Below are 18,883 nucleotides of genomic sequence, written 5' to 3'. Positions count from 1 at the left end.
TTCTCCGAGATGACTGCCGATTCCGACACCGCCCGCTACCTCCCTCGACCTTGATTTCAAGGTATATAACCGCAAATCCCCCGCGCGCGCCACACGCCGGGGGATTTGCTAACGGAGTTGCAACTAGGCTGCCGCACCCGGCTTCAGGTATGTCACAAGGCTGACATCGATGCTGTCGTCGATGAAGTAGAACTGGCAGCCCTTCAGGTAGCGCATGTACCGGTGGTAGTTCTCCTCATCGGTCGCAGCGATCGCCGCTTCCTTGTTGCGCTCTAGGCGGTCCGCCCAGATGCCGAGGGTCTTGATGTAGTGGTTGCGCAGCGAGATCGGCTCCGGCACGACGAAGCCGGCCTTCTCGCCGTGCTCGATCATCATCTGCGTCGTCGGAATCCGGCCACCCGGGAAGATCTCGGTGATCATGAACTTGATGAACCGGGCCAGCTCGAACGTCAGCTTCTTGCCGCGCTCGGCGAGGTCGTACGGGTGGTAGCCGACACTGCTCTGAATGGTCATCCGGCCGTCGTCGGGCAGGATGTCAAAGCAGGTCTTGAAGAAGTCGTCGTAGCGCTCGAAGCCGAAGTGCTCGAAGGCCTCGATCGACACGATCCGGTCGACCGGGCTGTGGAACTGCTCCCAACCCTCCAGCCGCACGTCGAACGTCCGGTTCGTGTCGATCTTGGAGAGCAGCTGGTCGCAGTACGCCTTCTGGTTCTTGCTCAGCGTGAGGCCGATGACGTTGACGTCGTACTTCTCCATCGCCCGCTGCAGCGTCAGGCCCCAACCACAGCCGACCTCCAGCAGCGTCATGCCCGGCTTCAGGTCGAGCTTGTCGAGGTGCTGGTCGACGTTGGCGATCTGGGCCTCCGACAGCGTCACATTGGGCCCGGTGAAGTACGCGCAGCTGTACTTGCGGGTCGGGTCCTGGAACACGCCGAAGAAGTCGTCGGACAAGTCGTAGTGCGCCTGAATGTCCTCGAAATGCGGCGTCATGTCCTTGGTGCCGGATGAGTTGTCAGACATATTTCCCCTGCTTGGCCTTCCGTCGTGACCCATTGGTGCTGCGGCAAGCAGCCGTTCACGTATCAGTATTGCTGCGACCGTACCCCTGGCACAGTCCATCGACGTGCGAACACGCGTCTCAAGCCTGACACCCTAACGTTTTGCAGGGTCAGGACTGAAATCCGGCTACTTCTGCAGGGTGAATTGGTTGACGTCGATGTAGCCGACCCGGAAACCCTTCGCGCAACCGGTCAAGTAGTGCAGGTAGCGTTCATAGACCTCTTCGGACTGCACGGCGATCGCCTCGTCCTTGTGCGCCTGCAGCGCCTCGGCCCAGCAGTCCAGGGTTCTGGCGTAGTGCGATTGCAGCGACTGGCGACGGGTCAGCTCGAAGCCGGCATTGGCCGAATGCTGCTCGACCTTTTCGATCGACGGGATCCGTCCGCCGGGGAAGATCTCGGTGACGATGAATTTCACGAACCGGGCGACATCGAAGGTGAGCGGAATACCGCGCTCGGCCATCTGGGGAAACGTCAGCCCCGTGATGGTGTGCAGCAGCATCACGCCGTCGTCGGGAAGCAGGCCATAGGCCAGCTTGAAGAAGTCGTCGTAGCGGTCGAAACCGAAGTGCTCGAACGCGCCGATCGACACGATCCGGTCGACGGGTTCGTCGAACTGCTCCCAACCCTGAAGCAGCACCCGCTTGCTGCGCGGACTGTCAGACGCCGCGAAAATTGTCTGCACATGCGCCATTTGGTTTTCGCTCAGCGTTAACCCGATGACGTTGACGTCGTACCGCTCGATGGCGCGCATCATCGTCGAACCCCAACCGCATCCGACGTCGAGCAGCGTCATGCCCGGCTGCAGCCCGAGCTTGCCCAACGCCAGATCGATCTTCGCGAGCTGGGCTTCTTCCAGCGTCATGTCGTCGCGTTCGAAGTACGCGCAGCTGTACGTCTGGCTGGGGTCCAGCCACAACCGGAAGAACTCGTCGGACAGGTCGTAATGAGCCTGGACGTCCGCGAAATGCGGCGTCAATTCGGCTTTGTCAGCCATGGATGATGCCTTCCTGGCAGTTCAGAACCCAGCGGTGTCGCCGTTGAGGGTATTCAAGCCCTGAAGCACTCGACCTCAAAGAGCGTACGCGACCAAAATTTCTCCGTCGTACTGGCAAGGTGTGCTAACCGTTACCAGGCTTCGGCGAAAGTGGTCTTCAACTCGCCGACGATGTCGTCCCACAATTCGCGGGGCAGATCGTGACCCATGCCGTCGAACAGCACCAACCGGGCGCCTCTGATGGCGCGGGCGACGGCGCGACCGCCAAACGGTCGCATCAGCTTGTCGGCCTTGCCGTGGATGACGACGGTCGGGGCGCTGATCTGACGGTCATAGCCGAGCAGGCTGCCGCTGCCGAGGATCGCGGCGAAATGCCTGCCGACGCCTGCGGGGTAGTAGGACCGGTCGTAACCTTCAATTGCCTCGGCGCGGATCCGGTCCTCCGGCGGTGGATAACCGGGGCTGCCGGTGATGCGCGTGACCCGGATCGTGTTCTCGACGATCGCCTCGCGCGTCGCCTCCTTGGGTTTTTGCAGGATGGCGAGCAACTGCCTGGTTCCCGGCGGCGGCAGCAGCGGTTGGTTGTTGCTGGAGAAGATGACCGCGAGCGTCTTGGTGCGCGCGCTGTGCACCGCCGCGAACACCTGCGCGATCATGCCGCCCATCGAGGCGCCGACGATGTGCGCGCTGTCGATCTGCAGGTGGTCCAGCAGCGCGGCGGCATCGTCGGCGAGATCCTCCAGCGTGTAGGGCGCCGGGCTCTTCAGCCCCAGGAATGAGCGAACCATCCGCATCGGCAGAGGCATGCCGGAGTGTTGATGCCTGACCTTGGACGACAGGCCGACGTCGCGGTTGTCGTAGCGGATAACCCGCAGGCCCTGATCGACGAGCTTCTCGCAGAAGTCGGTGCGCCACAACAACAATTGCGCGCCAAGGCCCATGATCAGCAGGACGGCGGGATCGTTGGGATCGCCCATGTCCTCGTAGTAGATCTCGAGATCACCGGACCCCGGCGCGTGGTCGCCGGAGATTCGGCTCCGTGCTGTGCCGGAACGAATTTCCACTTAGGCCTCGACTTCTTCGGTGTGTTCGCGGCTGACCTCGACCATGAAGTTGGCGAAGTAGCCCGTCAACTGCGGGTCGGACATCATCTGCCACTTTGGCGCCAGCAGCTTCATGTAGCGCTCGACGTAGAGGAACTGCTTGCCTATCAGCACCAGTTCGCGGGGCAGCTTCACGTCGTAGGCGTCGGCCAAAGCCGAAAGCTGGCGCCCGATTTCGGCGTAGCTCATATCGCCGAGCGACTTCATGGTCAGCGGGGTGGCGAACTTCTCCAGGTCCTTGGCGGCCTCCGCCTCAGGCTTCATCGTCCCCACGGCGCCCATCAGCACGACGATCTTGCCCGCCGCGGCGTGGTCCTTCTTGACCAGCAGCGCGTACACCAATTCCCTCAGCAGCCAACGGGTGCGGGGGTCGATGCGGCCCATGATGCCGAAGTCGAAGAACACGATCTTGCCGTCGGGGTCGACGTACAGGTTGCCCGCGTGCAGGTCCCCGTGGAACAGCCCGTGCCGCAGACCGCCCTCGAAGACGCTGAACAGCAACGCCTTGACCAGTTCAGTGCCGTCGAAGCCAGCCTTGCGGATGGCGGCCGCGTCGTCGATGCGGATGCCGCCGACGCGCTCCATCGTCAGCACCCGCTCGCTCGTCAGGTCCCAATAGACCTGCGGCACCCGGATGTTCTTGCCCAGCGGCGACGCATGCATGTGCGACACCCAGGCGTCCATCGACTGCGCCTCCAGCCGGAAGTCCAGCTCCTCGGCGAGGTTGTCGGAGAAGTCGGCGACGACGTCCTGGGCGGACAACCGCCTGCCCAGCTTGGCCAGCTCGACGATCTGCGCGCCGCGTTTGAGGATCTGCAGGTCCGCGGCGACCCGGCGGCGGATGCCCGGCCGCTGGATCTTGACCACGACCTCTTCGCCGCTGTGCAGCGTCGCGTAGTGCACCTGCGCGATGGAGGCCGAGGCGAACGGCTTCTCCTCGAAGGTCTTGAACAGCTTGCTCGGCTCGTCGCCGAGTTCCTCGCGGAACAGCTTATGGACTTCGTCGGCGTCGGCCGGTGGGACAGCATCGAGCAGGCCGCGGAACTCGCGGCTCATCTGTTCGCCGAACGCACCCGGGCTGGACGCGATGATCTGGCCGAACTTGACGTAGGTCGGGCCGAGATCGGCGAATGCCTTCGGGATTTCCTTGATGATCTTCTGCTGCAACGAGCCCTTACCGGCGAGCTTGGTGACGACTCGCGCGCCAGTGCGGGTTATCTGCCAACCCGTCGCGCCGATCCGGGCGGCCTCGACCGGCAACGGCACCCGGTCCAACTTGGCCACCTCGCGGTGTCTAGTCGTACTCATGGTTGCAGTGTCTCAAACGGCGGGTTGACGAGTAAAAATCGTGTGCAGCGGCTCACAGTCCTGCTGGCGCCGAAACGGCATTCCAGCACGCCTCTTCTCGCACTTTTCGTCCCGGAATGCCGTTTCGGCGAAATGCGCAGAACGTCGAGAACGCTGGTTACCCGGACAGTGCGCACAACCGCGACTTGGCGGCAGCTAATCCATAGCTTCGGACGAAAACTACGTCTGAGGAGCGAATATGGCCATGCTGATACCGGGAATGCGGCGGGTCGCTGCCGCCAGCTTCGTCGGGTCCGCCATCGAGTACTACGACTTCTACATCTACGGCACCGCCGCCGCGCTGGTGTTTCCGAAAGTGTTCTTCCCGCACCTGGGCACCGCCTTGGCCACGGTCGCGTCCATGGCGACCTTCGCCGCGGCGTTCGTGTCCCGGCCGTTGGGCGCGGCGTTCTTCGGACACTTCGGCGACCGCCTCGGCCGCAAGTCCACGCTGATCGCCACGTTGCTGACGATGGGTCTATCCACGCTGACTGTGGGGCTGGTGCCCGGCACAGCGACCATCGGCATGGCCGCACCGCTGATCCTGCTGACCCTGCGCCTCGTGCAGGGCTTCGCGGTCGGGGGTGAATGGGCCGGCGCCGCGTTGTTGTCCGCCGAGTACGCACCGGCCCACGCCCGCGGGCGCTACGGGATGTTCACCCAGATGGGCGTCGGCAGTGGCCTGGTGATGAGCAGCCTGCTGTTCCTGGCGGTGAACAAGACGGTCGGGGAGTCGAGTTCCGCCTTCCTCGACTGGGGCTGGCGCATTCCGTTCTTGTTCAGCGCGGTGCTGATCGCTATCGCGTTGTACGTCCGGTTGAACGTCGCGGAGACGCCCGTCTTCGCCGAACAGAAACCTCACTCGGGCACGCCATTGGCGGCGCTGTTGCGCGAACAGCGCCGCGAGGTGGTGCTGGCCGCGGGAAGCATGATCGGGTTCTTCGCACTTGGCTACATGGCCAACGCCTACCTGATGAACTACGCCCATACCCACGTTGGCTTTTCGCCGGACCTGATCCTCGCGGTCGGTCTGCTCGGCGGCGTCGTCGTGGTGGTGTTCAACGCCCTGAGCGCCGTGCTGAGCGACACCTTCGGCCGCAGGCGGGTCATCATCGCCGCGCTGGTCGTCGGGGTCCCGTGGGCGTTCCTGGTGCTTCCACTGATCGACACGGGCAACGCCGCGTTGTTCGCGTTGGCGATGGCGGGCACGTATGCGGTCGCCGCCAGTTCCTACGGCCCGATGGCGGCGTTCATCCCGGAGATCTTCGGCACGCGGTATCGCTACAGCGGTGCGGGCCTGTCGCTCAACCTCGCGGGGTTGGTGGGCGGCGCCGTGCCGACCGTTGCCGCCGCACCCCTTCAGGCGGCGTGGGGTGTGCCCGCCGTGGGCGCCATGATGGCCGCCGTCGTCGTGGTCAGCCTGGTGTGCGCCGCGGCCCTGCCTGAGACGAAAGGTGTTCCGCTGCAACAAGTGCGAGCACAATGCGCAAAACGTGGAGATCGCCAACAGCGCGTGTTGTGAGCACAACCGCGACACCGTCATTCCCGGTCCGTAGTTTCGTTGATGTGACACCGTCACGGACAACCAAACACCAACTCACACAGGAGAATTCAAATGAACACCACCACCAAGTCACGGTTCTTCGCCCGGTTCGTTGTCGGCCCGATCGCCGCCGCAGGCATCCTGGGCGGTGCCGCAATGGGATTGGCCGCCGCCGCCAATGCCGACCCCGGCCCGTCGGATCACCCCAGCGGTGGCTACTCTACGGAGTACCGGCCTGGCCACGACTCGCGCGACTTCTACCGCGAGTTCCGCCCCTTTTTCTGGGATTTCTGGGGCTGGCACCACCACCGCGATCACGATTTCGGGTGGCGTCACGGCAGCTGATGCGGGCACACACACTGAACCCCTTCTCGACGTATCGAGAAGGGGTTCAGTGTATTTGGCGTATCAGGCGAAGGTCAGCTCGACCTCGGCGCGGCTGAGCTCGGGGTCGCTGCCGGGCACATGCGTCGGGACGGTGTGTGGGACGGTGGTGCCCGCCTTGACCCGTGCCTTGGCTTGCCGGAATTCCGGCGTCGGGCCGGACACCACGCTCAGCCCGTTGATCACCGACCACACCGCCGCCCGGCGTGCGGTGCGCTCGACGACATTGGGGTCGCGATGCTGGATGAGTTGCTTTGCCCACCGGGGCATGGTGTCGCGGATCGCCCAATCGATGACGCTATGCGGCAACGGCACATTCGGGCCGGTGGCCATCGCCGTGCCGTGCGTGACCGCAAGCCGGGGCAGGTAGGACTTCAGGCATGCCAGCGTCTCGGCCTTGGTGGCGGGCAGGTCGGTACCGCCGAGCGCGTGGCCGACCCGGACGAACTCGCCGTAGTACCGGTCGAGTTTCTTGCCGCGCAACGGGTTCGGGTGATACAGCTCGTGTGCGGTGGCCAGCCCCCACACCACCGTTGCGTAGTTCCAGCGCAGCCACTCGGGATCGTCGGCGTCGTAGCGCGCGCCGTCGGGCCTGGTGCCCTTGATGGTGTGGTGCATGGCGCGCACGGTCTGCGCCAGCCGTTCGGCGGTCTCCGTCGACCCGTACGCCGTGCCGATGAAGAACGCCACCGAATGTCCGAGGCGCACCGCGGCGCCCTTGGGATCGATCTCCGGTATCGCGGTTCCGTCGTCGTCGCGCTTCACCAGCCGCGAGTGGTGCATGCCCATCCAGTAGATCGACGGGTCGAGCCGCTCCAGATAGGCCGCGCACTGCAACCCGAAGATCACCGCGTGCATGTGCGAGTGCACGTGCCAGACGGCGCTGCCAGGGCCGAACCATCCGGGGTCGCCGACCGGCGCGGCGAAGTCCATGCCGCGGAAGAAGTTCTTGCGGACGGTCTGGTCGAACCGGTCGTTCAGCAGTTGCCCGACGAACTGGTGCGGAAGGAACACGTCAACCCTTTCTGGTTACAGCTGTAGCCAGAATACATTTTGGGCACAGGCGTGACCAGATCTAGGCTGTGGGGATGTCGAGCCCGACCCGGTGGGCAGGCGTGCCGATCAAGGACCGCCGCGCCGAACGGCGTGTGCTGCTGGTCGACGCGGCGTTCCGGTTGTTCGGTGACGGGGGCGAGGCCGCGGTCTCGGTGCGCTCGGTGTGCCGCGAGTGCGGGCTCAATACCCGCTACTTCTACGAAAGCTTCTCCGGCGTAGACGATCTGCTCGGCGCGGTATACGACGACGTGAGCGGGCAGCTCGCAGTGGAGGTCGAGGCGGCCATCGGCCAAGCGGGTGACTCGCTGCGGGGGCGCACCCGCGCGGGCATCGCGGCAGTGCTGGGTTTCTCGTCGGCCGATCCGCGACGGGGCCGGGTGCTGTTCACCGACGCGAGGGCAAACCCGGTGCTGCAGGCGCGGCGGGCGGCGACGCAGGACTCGCTGCGCGAGAGCGTGCTGACCGAAGGTTTCCGGTTGCATCCGGGTTCGGATCCGGTGGCAGCGGAGGTGACTGCGGCGATGTACACCGGCGCGATGGCCGAACTGGCTCAGCAGTGGCTTGCCGGGCATTTGGGCGACGACCTCGATCGCGTCGTCGCCCATGCCCTCGACTTCGTGTTGCGGTAGTAGCCCGCGCGCGGTATCAGAGCATCATGCTGATGCGCTCCGGAACGCCGAGCAGGGCCTTGCCGAAGATCTCGTAGCCGACGAATTCGTTCAGCCCCGCATGGCGCGCGGCGGTATTGGCGTCCCGCCAGTACTGCTGCATCAGGCTGCTTTCGGCGAAAGAGGCTGCGCCGTGGACGTTCAGCAAGATCTGAATGGCTTCCAGCACCTGTTGTGCGGCATAGCCGCACTGGGCTCGCGCCCGCGCCCGGTCTTCGTAGGAAAGATCGAACCGTTTCGCGACGATGGTGTCGAGGTCATCGGCGATGCCGTAGACATGCAACTTTGCGGTCGTGAGTTTCAGCGCTGCTTGTGCGATCTGAATTTGTACGCCGACCGAATCGCTTTGTCGGGCAAAGGAGGTTTGGTGCATCGACTTCAGCGGTGCCTGCTCGGTGGCCAGCGTGAGAGCCGCGCGCCCGACCCCGAGCAGCGTGCCGGCCAGCGGCAACATCGCGAATTGCCCGAACGGCAACTCGCCGCTGGCCGACCCCTCGCTCAGCGCGGCCAGCGGAATCAACCGGTGCTGGGGAACGAACACGTCGTTCGCCACATACGTATTGCTGCCCGTGCCCCGCATCCCCACGGTGTGCCAGGTGTCCTCCAGTCGAAGCTCCGCGGCGGGCACGAGGCAGAAGTAAGGCTCGGGCGGCTGATCAGGACCGTCGCTGACCGTTACTGCCAGGGCCGCCCACGTGGCGTGGGGAGATCCCGATGCGTACCCCCAGCGACCGCTCACGCGCAGGCCGCCGTCGACCCGCTGGGCAGGACAGGGCATGCCGGTGCCTGCAAATCGGGCGTCGGGATCGGCGAAGATCTCCTGCTGCACGGCTTCGGATCCGCGTGTGGCTGCCCGTGCGCCGGTGGAAGCCAGTCCCACCACCCACCCGGCCGAGGCGTCGGCCTCGGCAAGGATTTCGGTGATCCGGAGAGTGGTCCGCAGATCGATCGGATATCCACCGAATTTGCGCGGCTTGTTGAGCCTGAAGAAGCCGGCCGCGACGAGCGCCGCGATCACCTCGTCTGGTTGCTTGCGCTGAACTTCGCTGTCGGCGTGAGCTTTTCGCAACAGCGGCTGCAACTCCACCGCCCGAGCCACGAGTTCGCCTTGGGTGGGATAGGCGTCGCGTTCGATCGTCGTCGTCATGCTCGGGTAAACCCTGACAACGAGTGTGCGCGTTCAATCCGGCGGTAGTGACGTCCGCCACAATGTCGACGCCATGTTTACTGCGAATGCTTCGACGTTGGGCCGCCACACCGGCGCCGGCAAATCGCGACCGTCAGCTACCGGTGACGTCGGCGGTCGGTCTCCAGCGCTTGATGAAATCGGTCTCCGGCCACTGCTCGTAGGCGGCCATCAACTCGTACATCGTGGCGCGGTCGATCGATTCGCGGATGATGTCAGCGTGCCCTGCGTGCCGGGTCAGTTCCTCGATCAGGTGCAGCGCGACCCAGCGCACCGACCAGTGGTCGATGTCGTGCGGGAACCACGGCACCTCATGCGGCACCGGCACCTGCGTGTCGAGATCGGCCTCGGCGAACACCCCCAGCGTCTCCTCGTTCTGCCTACGCAATTCGTCGAGCAGGCCGGTGAGGGTTTCGTCGTCGCGCATCACGTATTGGTCGGCGTACTCGGCCATGATCTCCTCCATCGGCCGTTCGTCACGCGGCGGGAAGTCCGGCGCGGCCGCGGCCCGTTGCACCCAACCCTTTTGCACACTCGTGGCGTGCTTGATCAGGCCACCGATGGACAGTGCACTGACCGACGGCGTCGACCGGGCCAGCTCATCGGTCAGTCCGTACGCCACCGAGAAGAACGCGTTCTGGTTGAACTTCAGGAACTCGAGCAAACTCTGCCGCTCGTCGACGGCGGGCGGAGGCATTCCTGGCATGGCTACTTTCCCTCTCTTTTGGTGGTGTGCACGTAAAGATCTCTAATACAAGCAATTTCGGCTCCGTGGTGGATGGCTTCGCGATTGATGTGCAGGACGAGTTCCGACATCGGGTGCTCGGCCCACGGGCCCTCCGCGGGGCCGATCGGGCGCGCCAGATCGGCTGCGTCCAGTCGCCGCACTCCGGTGATCCAACCGTGGTAGGCGTCGTCGAGTTGCTGCAGGGCGGTCTGCGCGTCGGTTGCGTAGTGCCACGACTGGTAGTCGGCGACCGGCCCACCGAAATGAGAGTGGTTGCGCATCGCGAAGACGCCGACGATGACGTGGGCCAGCCGCCACGCGATGGTGGTGAACGGCGCTGGCTGCGGCGCGGGGTGGGCGAAGTCGATCGAGCCGTCCTGGTGCACCGTCCAGCAGGCCGGGACCGGTTGCCAGAAGTACTCGGCGTCGGTCAATCCGTCGAGCCGGGGTCGCAGTTGGTGCGTCCAGTGGTAGTCGAGTTGGTCGGCCAGTTGGGTCGTCACATCACTCATGGGAGTAGCGTGACACCAATATAGGACAGTTTCTGTCCTATAACTGTGACAATCTAATCGGGTGTCCGAGACGACGAGCCGACTGCTGCAGCTCCTTGGCTTGCTGCAGTCGCGTCGGGTATGGACCGGGGAGGAGCTCGCCGAGCGGCTGTCTGTGACCACCCGCAGCGTGCGTCGCGATGTGGAGCGGCTGCGTGATCTGGGCTATCCGGTGCACGCCAGCAAGGGGCATGGTGGCGGCTATCAACTCGGGGCGGGCGCGGCACTGCCGCCGCTGCTGCTCGACCCCGACGAGGCGGTCGCGATGGCGGTGTGCCTGCGCGTGGCTGCGGGCGGCAGCGTGGCCGGCGTCGGCGAATCGGCGCTACGCGCGCTGAGCAAGCTCGACCAGGTGATGCCCGCACGGCTGCGGTCGCAGGTGGCGGCCGTGCACGAGGCGACCGTCACGCTGCCGTCGAACTACTCGGACTCACCCGTCGAACCGGACGTGCTGATGACGTTGGCGCGCGCGTGCCGCGACCACGAACACGTCAACTGCGGATACGTCGACATCCGCGGTAACGCCACGGATCGGCGCCTCGAGCCCTACCAACTGGTGACCACCGGCCGACGCTGGTACCTGCTGGCCTACGACCGCGACCGGCAGGACTGGCGCAGCCTGCGGCTGGACCGGATGGCCGACGTGCACGCGCTCGGCAGCACGTTCACCCCGCGGGAGGCGCCCGACGCCGCTGCCTATGTGCGGCGCTCGATCAGCTCGTCGCCGTACCGCTACGTCGCTCGCGTGCGCTATCAGGCTCCCGAACATGTTGTGGCCCAACACTTCTCTACCGCGTCGGTGACCATCGAACCGGACGGTCCCGACGCCTGCATCCTCACCGCCGGTGCGGATGACCCCGAGCGCATGGTGTTCTACCTGGCGCTGCCCGCCTGCGAATTCGAAGTGCTCGAGCCGCCAGAGGTGATCAGGGCGGTGGGCGCGTTGGCCGAACGGCTACGGCGTGCGGCGGGCTAGGCGGTGATCCCGAGTCGGTCGGTGAGGACCAAGAACGCGACGGCGAAGTCGTTGTCGGCGGTGCTCTCGCGGACCTGATGCCAGTTCACCTGCTCGCGGACGGCGCGCACGCCGGGCAGCAGCGCGGCGAAGTCGCAGTGGTGTTCGTTGAGCGAGGACAACTTCTCCGAGACCACCAGCGTCGGCGCCAGCACCGGCATCGCGATCGCGAGCACTTCGATGACCTCGGCGCCGCTGATGGTGGCCGAGGTGACCGGCACGTCGTTCAGCCGATGCAGGATATCGACCACGACGTCACCGACGCAGGCCTTGAACAGCCAGTCCTCGGGCGGGCGATCCACCCGGAAGCCGGCCTCCGCCAGCGTCTTGGCGGCCGCTTCGGCGTCGTCTTCTGCGACGACGAAGTCCACGTCGTGCACAGGTTCCGGCGCCCCGTGCACCCACAGCGCATAGCTGCCCGCGAGGGCGAACTCGGGGCCTTGCGCCTTGAGCGCCGACGCCGCGCGCTTGAGCGCGTCGCGCAATTCGTCATTGTTTCCAAGCACATCGGAATCCGTCATCGTGGGTATTGAGTACCCATGGGGATCCGAATGGCCACCTTCAACATCCTGCACGGGCGCAGCGTCCACGACGGGGCGGTGCACCTGGACAGACTCGTGGCCGCGGTCAAGGAACTGGACCCCGACATCCTGGCGCTGCAGGAGGTCGACTGCGATCAACCGCGCTCGGGCATGGCCGACCTCACCGCGGTCGCCGCCGAGGCGATGGGCGCGGTCAGTCACCGGTTCGTCGCGGCGATCTCCGGCACGCCGGGCGCCACCTGGATGGCCGCCACCGGACGCGAGCAGCCCGGCACCGCCGCTTACGGCATCGCGCTGCTGTCCCGCTACCTTGCCGAGAGCTGGCAGGTGGTGCGGCTACCGCGGATCCCAATGCGGTTCCCGATGTACCTTCCCGGTCCACGCCGTGTGCAGATCGTGCACGAGGAGCCACGGGCGGCGATGGTCGGTCGGTTCGACACCCCGCTGGGACCGCTGACCGTCGCGAACACCCACCTGTCCTTCGTGCCCGGTTGGAACCGGGTGCAGTTGCGGCAGCTGATCCGGGACCTGCGCGGGTTTCCCGGTCCGCGGTTCTTGACGGGCGACCTGAACATGACGCCGCCGACGCCGCGCCGGTGGACGGGGATGCGCCCGCTGGCTGAGGCGGCGACATTTCCTTCCGACGCGGCATGCAACCAGCTCGACCACATCCTGACCGACGATGGCTCGATGCGGGTCGAGGAGTGCGCGGCGCCGCGGTTGCCCATTTCCGACCATCGGGCACTGGTTGTCGACATTTCGCGCGAGTGAATACCGTCGGCCGCCGTAGTGTTGTTGGCGTGCAGGTCATCTCCGCGGAGTCGACGGAGCTCTTCGTCGGTCCCGCCGACGATCCGCTGCAGATAGTGCGCGTCGGCTACACCGGCGGTGGCGGCGAAATCCTCGTCGAGGGCGACGGTCTCGCAGGTCGCGTAGAAGTAGCGGCCGGCGACGGCAGCGTCGAGATCCCCGTTCGCGTCGACGCGCCGACGCGAGGAGAGCAGCGGCCAGCCCGCGCCGGTGACGCGCCGTTCGTGTTCACCGTCGCCGAGCCCGGCTGGACGCTGTACATGATCAGCCACTTCCACTACGACCCGGTCTGGTGGAACACGCAGGCGGCCTATACCAGCGTTTGGAGCGAGGATCCGCCGGGCCGCTGCCGTCAGACCAACGGGTTCGAGTTGGTGTGCGCGCACCTGGAGATGGCACGCCGGGAGCCGGAGTACAAGTTCGTGCTGGCGGAGGTCGACTACCTCAAGCCGTACTGGGACACTCACCCCGAGGACCGCGAGGATCTGCGCCGGTTTTTCGCCGACGGACGCATCGAGGTGATGGGCGGCGCATACAACGAACCGAACACCAACCTGACCAGTGCCGAGACCACCATCCGAAACTTCGTGCAGGGCATGGGGTTTCAACGCGACATCATGGGCGCCGACCCGGCCACCGCGTGGCAGCTGGACGTCTTCGGCCACGACCCGCAGTTCCCAGGGATGGCCGCCGACGTCGGGCTGACATCCAGTTCGTGGGCCCGCGGCCCGCACCATCAGTGGGGCCCGGTCGCCGGTGGCGGCGACCCCCGACGCATGCAGTTCTCCAGCGAGTTCGAATGGATCGCGCCGTCCGGGCGCGGCCTGTTGACGCATTACATGCCCGCGCATTATTCGGCGGGCTGGTGGATGGACTCGTCGGCGACGCTCGCTGAGGCCGAGCAGGCCACCTACGAGTTGTTCACCACACTCAAGACGGTCGCGCTGACCCGCAACGTGTTACTGCCCGTCGGCACCGACTACACCCCACCCAACAAGTGGGTCACCGAAATCCACCGCGATTGGAATGCCCGCTACACCTGGCCCCGGTTCGTCTGCGCGCTGCCGCGCGAGTTCTTCGCCGCCGTGCGCGACGAACTCCAACAGCGTGGTGTGGCGGCGTCGCCGCAGACCAGGGACATGAACCCGATCTACACCGGCTGTCACGTGTCGTACATCGACACGAAGCAGGCCAACCGCGCCGCCGAGGACGCGGTGCTGGATGCCGAACGATTCTCGGTGTTCGCCGGCCTGCTCGGCGGTGCGACGTATCCGCAGGCGGCGATGGCCAAGGCGTGGGTGCAGTTGGCGTACGGCGCGCACCACGACGCGATCACAGGGTCGGAATCCGACCAGGTGTACCTGGACCTGCTCACCGGATGGCGCGACGCGTGGGATCTCGGTGTTACGGCCCGCGACAACGCGCTGCGCCTGCTGTCCAGCGCCGTCGACGCGCCGGTGGTGGTGTGGAACCCGTTGGCCCACAAGCGCTCCGATGTGGTGACCGCCCGGCTGTCCCGCCCGCCCGCCGGGGGTCTTCGAGTGCTGGACGCCGACGGCGCGGAGTTACCGGTGCAGGTAGAACACGACGGCAGGTCGGTGAGCTGGCTGGCCCGAGACGTGCCATCGGTCGGTTGGCAGTCCTACCGGCTGGCCTCGGGGAGTCGGTCCTCGGGCTGGGAACCGTTGGCAGGCAACAGCATCGGTAACGAGACCTACCGGCTGACCGTCGATCCGGCCCGCGGCGGCGGAGTCAGCTCTGTCGTCGAGGTCGACTCCGGTCGCGAACTGATCGCCGACGGTCGAGTCGGCAACGAGCTGGCCGTGTACGACGAGTATCCCGCGCACCCGGAGGCGGGGGAGGGGCCGTGGCACCTGCTCCCCAAAGGACCAGTGGTCGCGTCGTCGGCCGCACCGGCCTCGGTGCAGGCCTACCGCGGGCCGCTCGGCGAGCGCCTGGTGATCAGCGGCCGCATCGCAGATCTGCTGCGCTACAAACAAACCGTGACGCTGTGGCGGGGCGTGCCGCGTGTGGACTGCCGCACCACCGTCGACGAGTTCACCGGCGCCGACAAGCTGCTGCGGCTGCGGTGGCCGTGCCCTGTGCCTGGCGCGCTGCCGGTGAGCGAGGTCGGCGACGCGGTGATCGGCCGCGGATTCGGGCTGACGCATGAGCGCGGCGCGCGCGACGCGGTGGACTCGGCGCAACATCCATGGACGCTGGACAACCCGGCGTACGGTTGGTTCGGTCTTTCGTCGGCCGTGCGTGTGCGCGTCGGTGCAGACCTGCGTGCGGTGTCGGTCGCCGAAGTGGTGGCTCCGGCGGAATCGGTGGCGGCGCCGCTGGCCCGTGGCCTCATGGTGGCCCTCGTGCGTGCGGGTGTCACCGCCACCTGCAGCAGCGCGGGCAAGCCGCGCTACGGCGACCTTTCGGTCGACTCCAACCTGCCGGACGCGCGGATCGCCCTGGGCGGCCCGGACGAAAACGATTTCACCGCAGCAGTTCTCGCGGACGCCGATCCCGCGTATGCCGAAGACTTGAAGCGGCAACTCGACACCCGCGGCACCGCCAGGGTGTGGGTGCCTGCCGTATCGCCGTTGGTGGAGCAGTGGGTGCCGAGCGCGGATCTGCGCGGAGTGCGAGCGCTGCCGGTGCTGATCGTCGCGGGCGCAGCACTCGAGGACGCCGTCGGCGCCGTCGTCGAGGATCTCGCCGACTTCGAGATCGAGGTGAGCCAGACCGCGCCATCGGCGGTCGAGCCCTTCGAGTCCCGGACCGTGGCGGTGCTCAACCGCGGAATGCCCGGCTTCGCCGTCGACGCCGACGGCACGCTGCACATGTCGTTGATGCGCTCGTGTACCGGATGGCCGTCGGGCACCTGGATCGACCCGCCGCGACGTACCGCACCGGACGGCTCGAACTTCCAATTGCAGCACTGGACACACACATTCGACTACGCGGTGGTCTCAGGCGACGGAGATTGGCGGCAGGCCGACATCCCTGCTCGAAGCGCGGAGTTCTCCCGCCCGCTGCTGATGGTTGCCGAAAACCAGCGACCGGTCGGCGGCCTGCCAGCGTGGGGATCGCTGCTCGCGATCGAGCCCGCGGGCAAAGTGGCACTCGGTGCGCTCAAGGCGGCGGGCAACCCGCTGGCCGCGGGCAGCGGGCAACATGTCGATCCCGCGGATGGCGTCGCGATCCGACTGGTCGAAACATGCGGAGTCACCACCGATGTCGTGGTCCGGTCTGGGCTCAGGCGGATCGCTGCGGCGTCTCGCGTCGACCTGCTCGAGCAGCCCCGGCTGCAGGAGATGGCGTCGGATTCGTTGACGCTGCACGGCTACGAGATCGCGACCGTCTTGGCTCGGCTGAACATGCCGCGGGTGCTCGAGGCCGACCACACCGAACTCGCCCCGGAGGCGGAAGCCGCGCAGCCGCTGTACGCCAGGTATTGGTTGCACAACCGTGGCCCCGCCGCCGTCGGTGGTCTACCCGCCGTCGCGCACCTGCACCCACAGCACGTCGATTTGTCACCGAATTCGGTAGTACCGCTTCGCCTTACGGTGGCCAGCGACAGCAGCGACGCGGCGCTGCACGGCAAGGCGCGGGTGCTGTGCCCGCCCGGATGCAGCGTGGAGCCTGCCGAACTGCCGTTCGTGCTGCCGCCGGGGCGGCACCTCGACGCCGAGCTCACGTTGAGGGTGGCACCGGATGCGCCGCGCGGATTGCTGCCCGTGCGTGCCGAACTCGCCGTGACGGGAAGCGACGCGGCGACGATACCGCCGTCGTGGCGGCAGCTGGTCGAGGATGTGTGCGTGGTGTCGGTCGATGCCTCGGACGACCAACTGCTGAAACTGGTCAGCGATCCCGAGCCGGTGGCGTTATCGCCAGGTGACACCGGGCGGCTGTCAGTCACCGTCGGTACCGACGCCTATGCCGATCTGGCCGTCGAGGCGCATCTGATCAGCCCGTGGGGCACCTGGGAGTGGATGAGGCCCGCCGCCATCGGCCGCGAACTGCCTGCCCGTGGGACGCTCGAAATCGGCTTCGACGTCATGCCCCCGGCGGGGTTGGAACCCGGCGAATGGTGGGCACTGATCCGGGTCGGCTGCGCGGGCCGGCTGCTGTACTCGCCCGCGGTGAAGGTGACGGTGCGATGAGCATCGCTGCGACGGTTGGGGGCGTGCCGGTAGCGGTCGCCGAGGTCGACGCCCGCGAGGACCGGCTACGCGGGTCACGGATCGCCTCGGCGCTGCCTCGCCGCGGCACGAGCGAGGGCAGACAGTTGCGCCGCTGGCTGACTCAGCTGCTCGTCACCGAGCGGGTGGCTTCGGCGGAGGCGGCGGCGCGCGGGCTGATCGCCGACGACGCGCCCGCCGAGGAGGTGTTGCTGCCGGACGCGACCGCGCGGCTGGAGATAGGCAGCGTCGCGGCCGCCGTGCTGTCGCACCCGGCGGCGCGTGCGTTGTTCGTCGACGTGACCGCTTCCGTGGACATCAGTGAGGCGCAGGTGCGCGACTACCGTGACCGCAACCCGCGGCGGTTCGGCACCGACGCCGAGATCGCCGACCACCTGCTCGGCGCCGCGCGGCGCCGCGCGTTCCGGTTGTGGCTGGACGCCCGATGCGCCGAAATGGTCGAGCTTGCACCGGGTTATGAGCATCCCGGTGACCCACGTCAGCCCGACAACACCCACAGGCACTGATGGCGCTGGCACTTGTGCTCGACATCGGCGGCACGAAGATCGCGGCCGGACTCGTCGACGAGGACGGGAAGTTGGTGCACCACGCCAAGCTGCCGACACCGGACGGGGACGCCGAGGCGGTGTGGGCGGTCGTCGATACGTTGGTCACCGAAACCCTCGCCTCGGCCAGGGGAAACGTGCGAGGCGTCGGAATCTCGTCGGCGGGCCCCATCGACCTTCCGAGCGGAACCGTCAGCCCCATCAATATCACGCAGTGGCAACGCTTTCCGATCGTCGATCGGGTGAGGGCACTGACCGGTGCACCGGTCAGGCTCGGCGGCGACGGTCTGTGCATGGCCCTCGGAGAGCGGTGGCGCGGCGCGGGCCGCGGTGCCCAGTTCCTACTCGGCATGGTGGTGTCCACCGGCGTCGGTGGTGGTCTCGTCCTCGACGGCGCCCCCTATGACGGGCGGACGGGCAATGCCGGCCACGTCGGCCACGTCGTCGTCGAGCCCGACGGCGGACCCTGCTCGTGTGGCGGCCGCGGCTGCGTCGAGACGATCGCCGCAGGACCGCGGATGGCCCAGTGGGCTCGCGAAAACGGTTGGGACGCGCCGGAAGAAGCCGACGCGAAAGAACTGGCGTATGCCGCCAATGCGGGCGACCCGGTGGCAATGCGTGCGTATCGCCGCGGCGCGACGGCGGTGGCGGCGATGATCGCGTCGGTCGGGGCGGTGTGTGACCTCGACCTGGTGGTCATCGGCGGCGGGGTGGCCAAGTCCGGCGGGTTGTTGTTCGACCCGGTCCGCGAAAAGCTGGCCACCCTCGCCCGCCTCGACTTCATCCGCGACCTGCGCGTGCTGCCCGCCCAACTCGGCGGTGAGGCGGGCCTGGTCGGCGCGGCGGCCCTGCTGGACGCGTGAGTCGTTTCTACTGCCGCGAGCGACCGGAAAATGCCACCGATATGCGGCGTGTCTGCGTGCAAACACGGTCGCTCGCGCTGGTAGGGGTGGGCGCCGTTTTGGCTGATCGGGAGGTGGTCGGCTACTCTTGACTGGTTCCACCGAAGACCGTCGGTCACCGAGCAATCGGTTGAAGGTCCGGACGTATCTGTTGTTCTTCGCGCAAGCGGCTCATCAGATACCCGGCGGCCCACGCAGGAGGACGAGGCTAGTAGCTGTTTCTGCGCGCCCCGACCTGTCTGCGTCGGGG

The 18,883-nt window shown here is 66.7% G+C and carries 17 protein-coding genes; 8 read left to right on the top strand and 9 right to left on the bottom strand.

Going from position 1 to position 18,883, the window contains the following annotated elements; genetic code table 11:
* Window positions 1-123: 123 nt before the first annotated feature.
* The 4 genes from A5724_RS17145 to A5724_RS17130 all read right to left on the bottom strand — a co-directional run bounded on the left by A5724_RS17145 (window position 124) and on the right by A5724_RS17130 (window position 4,466).
* On the bottom strand, window positions 124-1,020 hold the full coding sequence (locus tag A5724_RS17145) for a cyclopropane mycolic acid synthase family methyltransferase (RefSeq protein WP_067804264.1): 897 nt from the start codon (window positions 1,018-1,020) through the stop codon (window positions 124-126).
* A 165-nt stretch (window positions 1,021-1,185) separates the two neighbouring features.
* Window positions 1,186-2,055, bottom strand: coding sequence for a cyclopropane mycolic acid synthase family methyltransferase (locus tag A5724_RS17140; protein WP_067804261.1), 870 nt, complete (start codon window positions 2,053-2,055; stop codon window positions 1,186-1,188).
* 131 nt (window positions 2,056-2,186) lie between these two features.
* The gene (locus A5724_RS17135; protein ID WP_067804260.1) at window positions 2,187-3,119 is read right to left on the bottom strand and encodes an alpha/beta fold hydrolase; all 933 of its coding nucleotides are present in this window, start codon (window positions 3,117-3,119) and stop codon (window positions 2,187-2,189) included.
* Window positions 3,120-4,466 carry an AarF/ABC1/UbiB kinase family protein gene (locus A5724_RS17130; RefSeq protein WP_067804257.1) on the bottom strand — a complete coding sequence of 449 codons (1,347 nt, stop codon included), beginning with the start codon at window positions 4,464-4,466 and terminating at the stop codon, window positions 3,120-3,122. It abuts the gene before it with no gap.
* A gap of 259 nt (window positions 4,467-4,725) precedes the next feature.
* Between A5724_RS17130 and A5724_RS17125 the strand changes: the two genes are divergently transcribed.
* Both A5724_RS17125 and A5724_RS17120 read left to right on the top strand, forming a co-directional pair.
* Window positions 4,726-6,027 carry an MFS transporter gene (locus A5724_RS17125; RefSeq protein WP_067804603.1) on the top strand — a complete coding sequence of 434 codons (1,302 nt, stop codon included), beginning with the start codon at window positions 4,726-4,728 and terminating at the stop codon, window positions 6,025-6,027.
* A 93-nt stretch (window positions 6,028-6,120) separates the two neighbouring features.
* Window positions 6,121-6,393, top strand: a complete 273-nt coding sequence (locus A5724_RS17120; protein ID WP_067804254.1) for a hypothetical protein — start codon at window positions 6,121-6,123, stop codon at window positions 6,391-6,393.
* Window positions 6,394-6,456: 63 nt separating this feature from the next.
* Here the strand turns inward: A5724_RS17120 and A5724_RS17115 are convergent, their stop codons facing one another.
* Entirely contained in the window at window positions 6,457-7,446 is a 990-nt protein-coding gene (locus A5724_RS17115; protein ID WP_067804251.1) for an oxygenase MpaB family protein, read from the bottom strand.
* 74 nt (window positions 7,447-7,520) lie between these two features.
* On the opposite strand from A5724_RS17115, the gene A5724_RS17110 reads away from it, so the two are divergent.
* Complete coding sequence (locus A5724_RS17110; protein ID WP_067804248.1) at window positions 7,521-8,117, top strand: TetR/AcrR family transcriptional regulator; 597 nt, start codon at window positions 7,521-7,523, stop codon at window positions 8,115-8,117.
* A gap of 16 nt (window positions 8,118-8,133) precedes the next feature.
* Here the strand turns inward: A5724_RS17110 and A5724_RS17105 are convergent, their stop codons facing one another.
* The 3 genes from A5724_RS17105 to A5724_RS17095 all read right to left on the bottom strand — a co-directional run bounded on the left by A5724_RS17105 (window position 8,134) and on the right by A5724_RS17095 (window position 10,581).
* Window positions 8,134-9,303, bottom strand: a complete 1,170-nt coding sequence (locus A5724_RS17105) for an acyl-CoA dehydrogenase family protein (protein WP_067804245.1) — start codon at window positions 9,301-9,303, stop codon at window positions 8,134-8,136.
* Between the two features lie 133 nt (window positions 9,304-9,436).
* Window positions 9,437-10,048 carry a DinB family protein gene (locus A5724_RS17100; RefSeq protein ID WP_067804242.1) on the bottom strand — a complete coding sequence of 204 codons (612 nt, stop codon included), beginning with the start codon at window positions 10,046-10,048 and terminating at the stop codon, window positions 9,437-9,439.
* 2 nt (window positions 10,049-10,050) lie between these two features.
* A complete protein-coding gene (locus tag A5724_RS17095; RefSeq protein ID WP_067804239.1) occupies window positions 10,051-10,581 on the bottom strand; it encodes a DinB family protein in 531 nt (176 codons plus the stop codon).
* Between the two features lie 61 nt (window positions 10,582-10,642).
* Between A5724_RS17095 and A5724_RS17090 the strand changes: the two genes are divergently transcribed.
* A complete protein-coding gene (locus tag A5724_RS17090) occupies window positions 10,643-11,596 on the top strand; it encodes a YafY family protein (protein WP_067804236.1) in 954 nt (317 codons plus the stop codon).
* Here A5724_RS17090 and A5724_RS17085 read toward each other — a convergent pair.
* Window positions 11,593-12,156, bottom strand: a complete 564-nt coding sequence (locus A5724_RS17085) for a hypothetical protein (protein WP_067804233.1) — start codon at window positions 12,154-12,156, stop codon at window positions 11,593-11,595. The two genes, A5724_RS17090 and A5724_RS17085, sit on opposite strands and share 4 nt — an antisense overlap.
* Before the next feature lie 24 nt (window positions 12,157-12,180).
* Here A5724_RS17085 and A5724_RS17080 point away from each other — a divergent pair, with 24 nt between their 5' ends.
* The 4 genes from A5724_RS17080 to A5724_RS17065 are packed head-to-tail and all read left to right on the top strand — an operon-like array spanning window position 12,181 to window position 18,594.
* Entirely contained in the window at window positions 12,181-12,948 is a 768-nt protein-coding gene (locus A5724_RS17080; protein WP_067804601.1) for an endonuclease/exonuclease/phosphatase family protein, read from the top strand.
* A gap of 29 nt (window positions 12,949-12,977) precedes the next feature.
* Window positions 12,978-17,147 carry an NEW3 domain-containing protein gene (locus tag A5724_RS17075; RefSeq protein ID WP_067804231.1) on the top strand — a complete coding sequence of 1,390 codons (4,170 nt, stop codon included), beginning with the start codon at window positions 12,978-12,980 and terminating at the stop codon, window positions 17,145-17,147.
* Entirely contained in the window at window positions 17,144-17,692 is a 549-nt protein-coding gene (locus A5724_RS17070) for a malonyl CoA-ACP transacylase (protein WP_067804598.1), read from the top strand. The genes A5724_RS17075 and A5724_RS17070 overlap by 4 nt, the downstream gene beginning before the upstream one ends.
* Entirely contained in the window at window positions 17,692-18,594 is a 903-nt protein-coding gene (locus tag A5724_RS17065) for an ROK family protein (protein WP_067804228.1), read from the top strand. Before A5724_RS17070 ends, A5724_RS17065 begins: the two co-directional genes overlap by 1 nt.
* The last annotated feature ends 289 nt before the right edge of the window (window positions 18,595-18,883 follow it).

It is taken from the genome of Mycobacterium sp. ACS1612 (genome assembly GCF_001667505.1).
GTDB lineage: Bacteria > Actinomycetota > Actinomycetes > Mycobacteriales > Mycobacteriaceae > Mycobacterium.
Note: the sequence above shows the minus strand (reverse complement) of the source record. Positions and strands in the feature narration are given on the sequence as shown.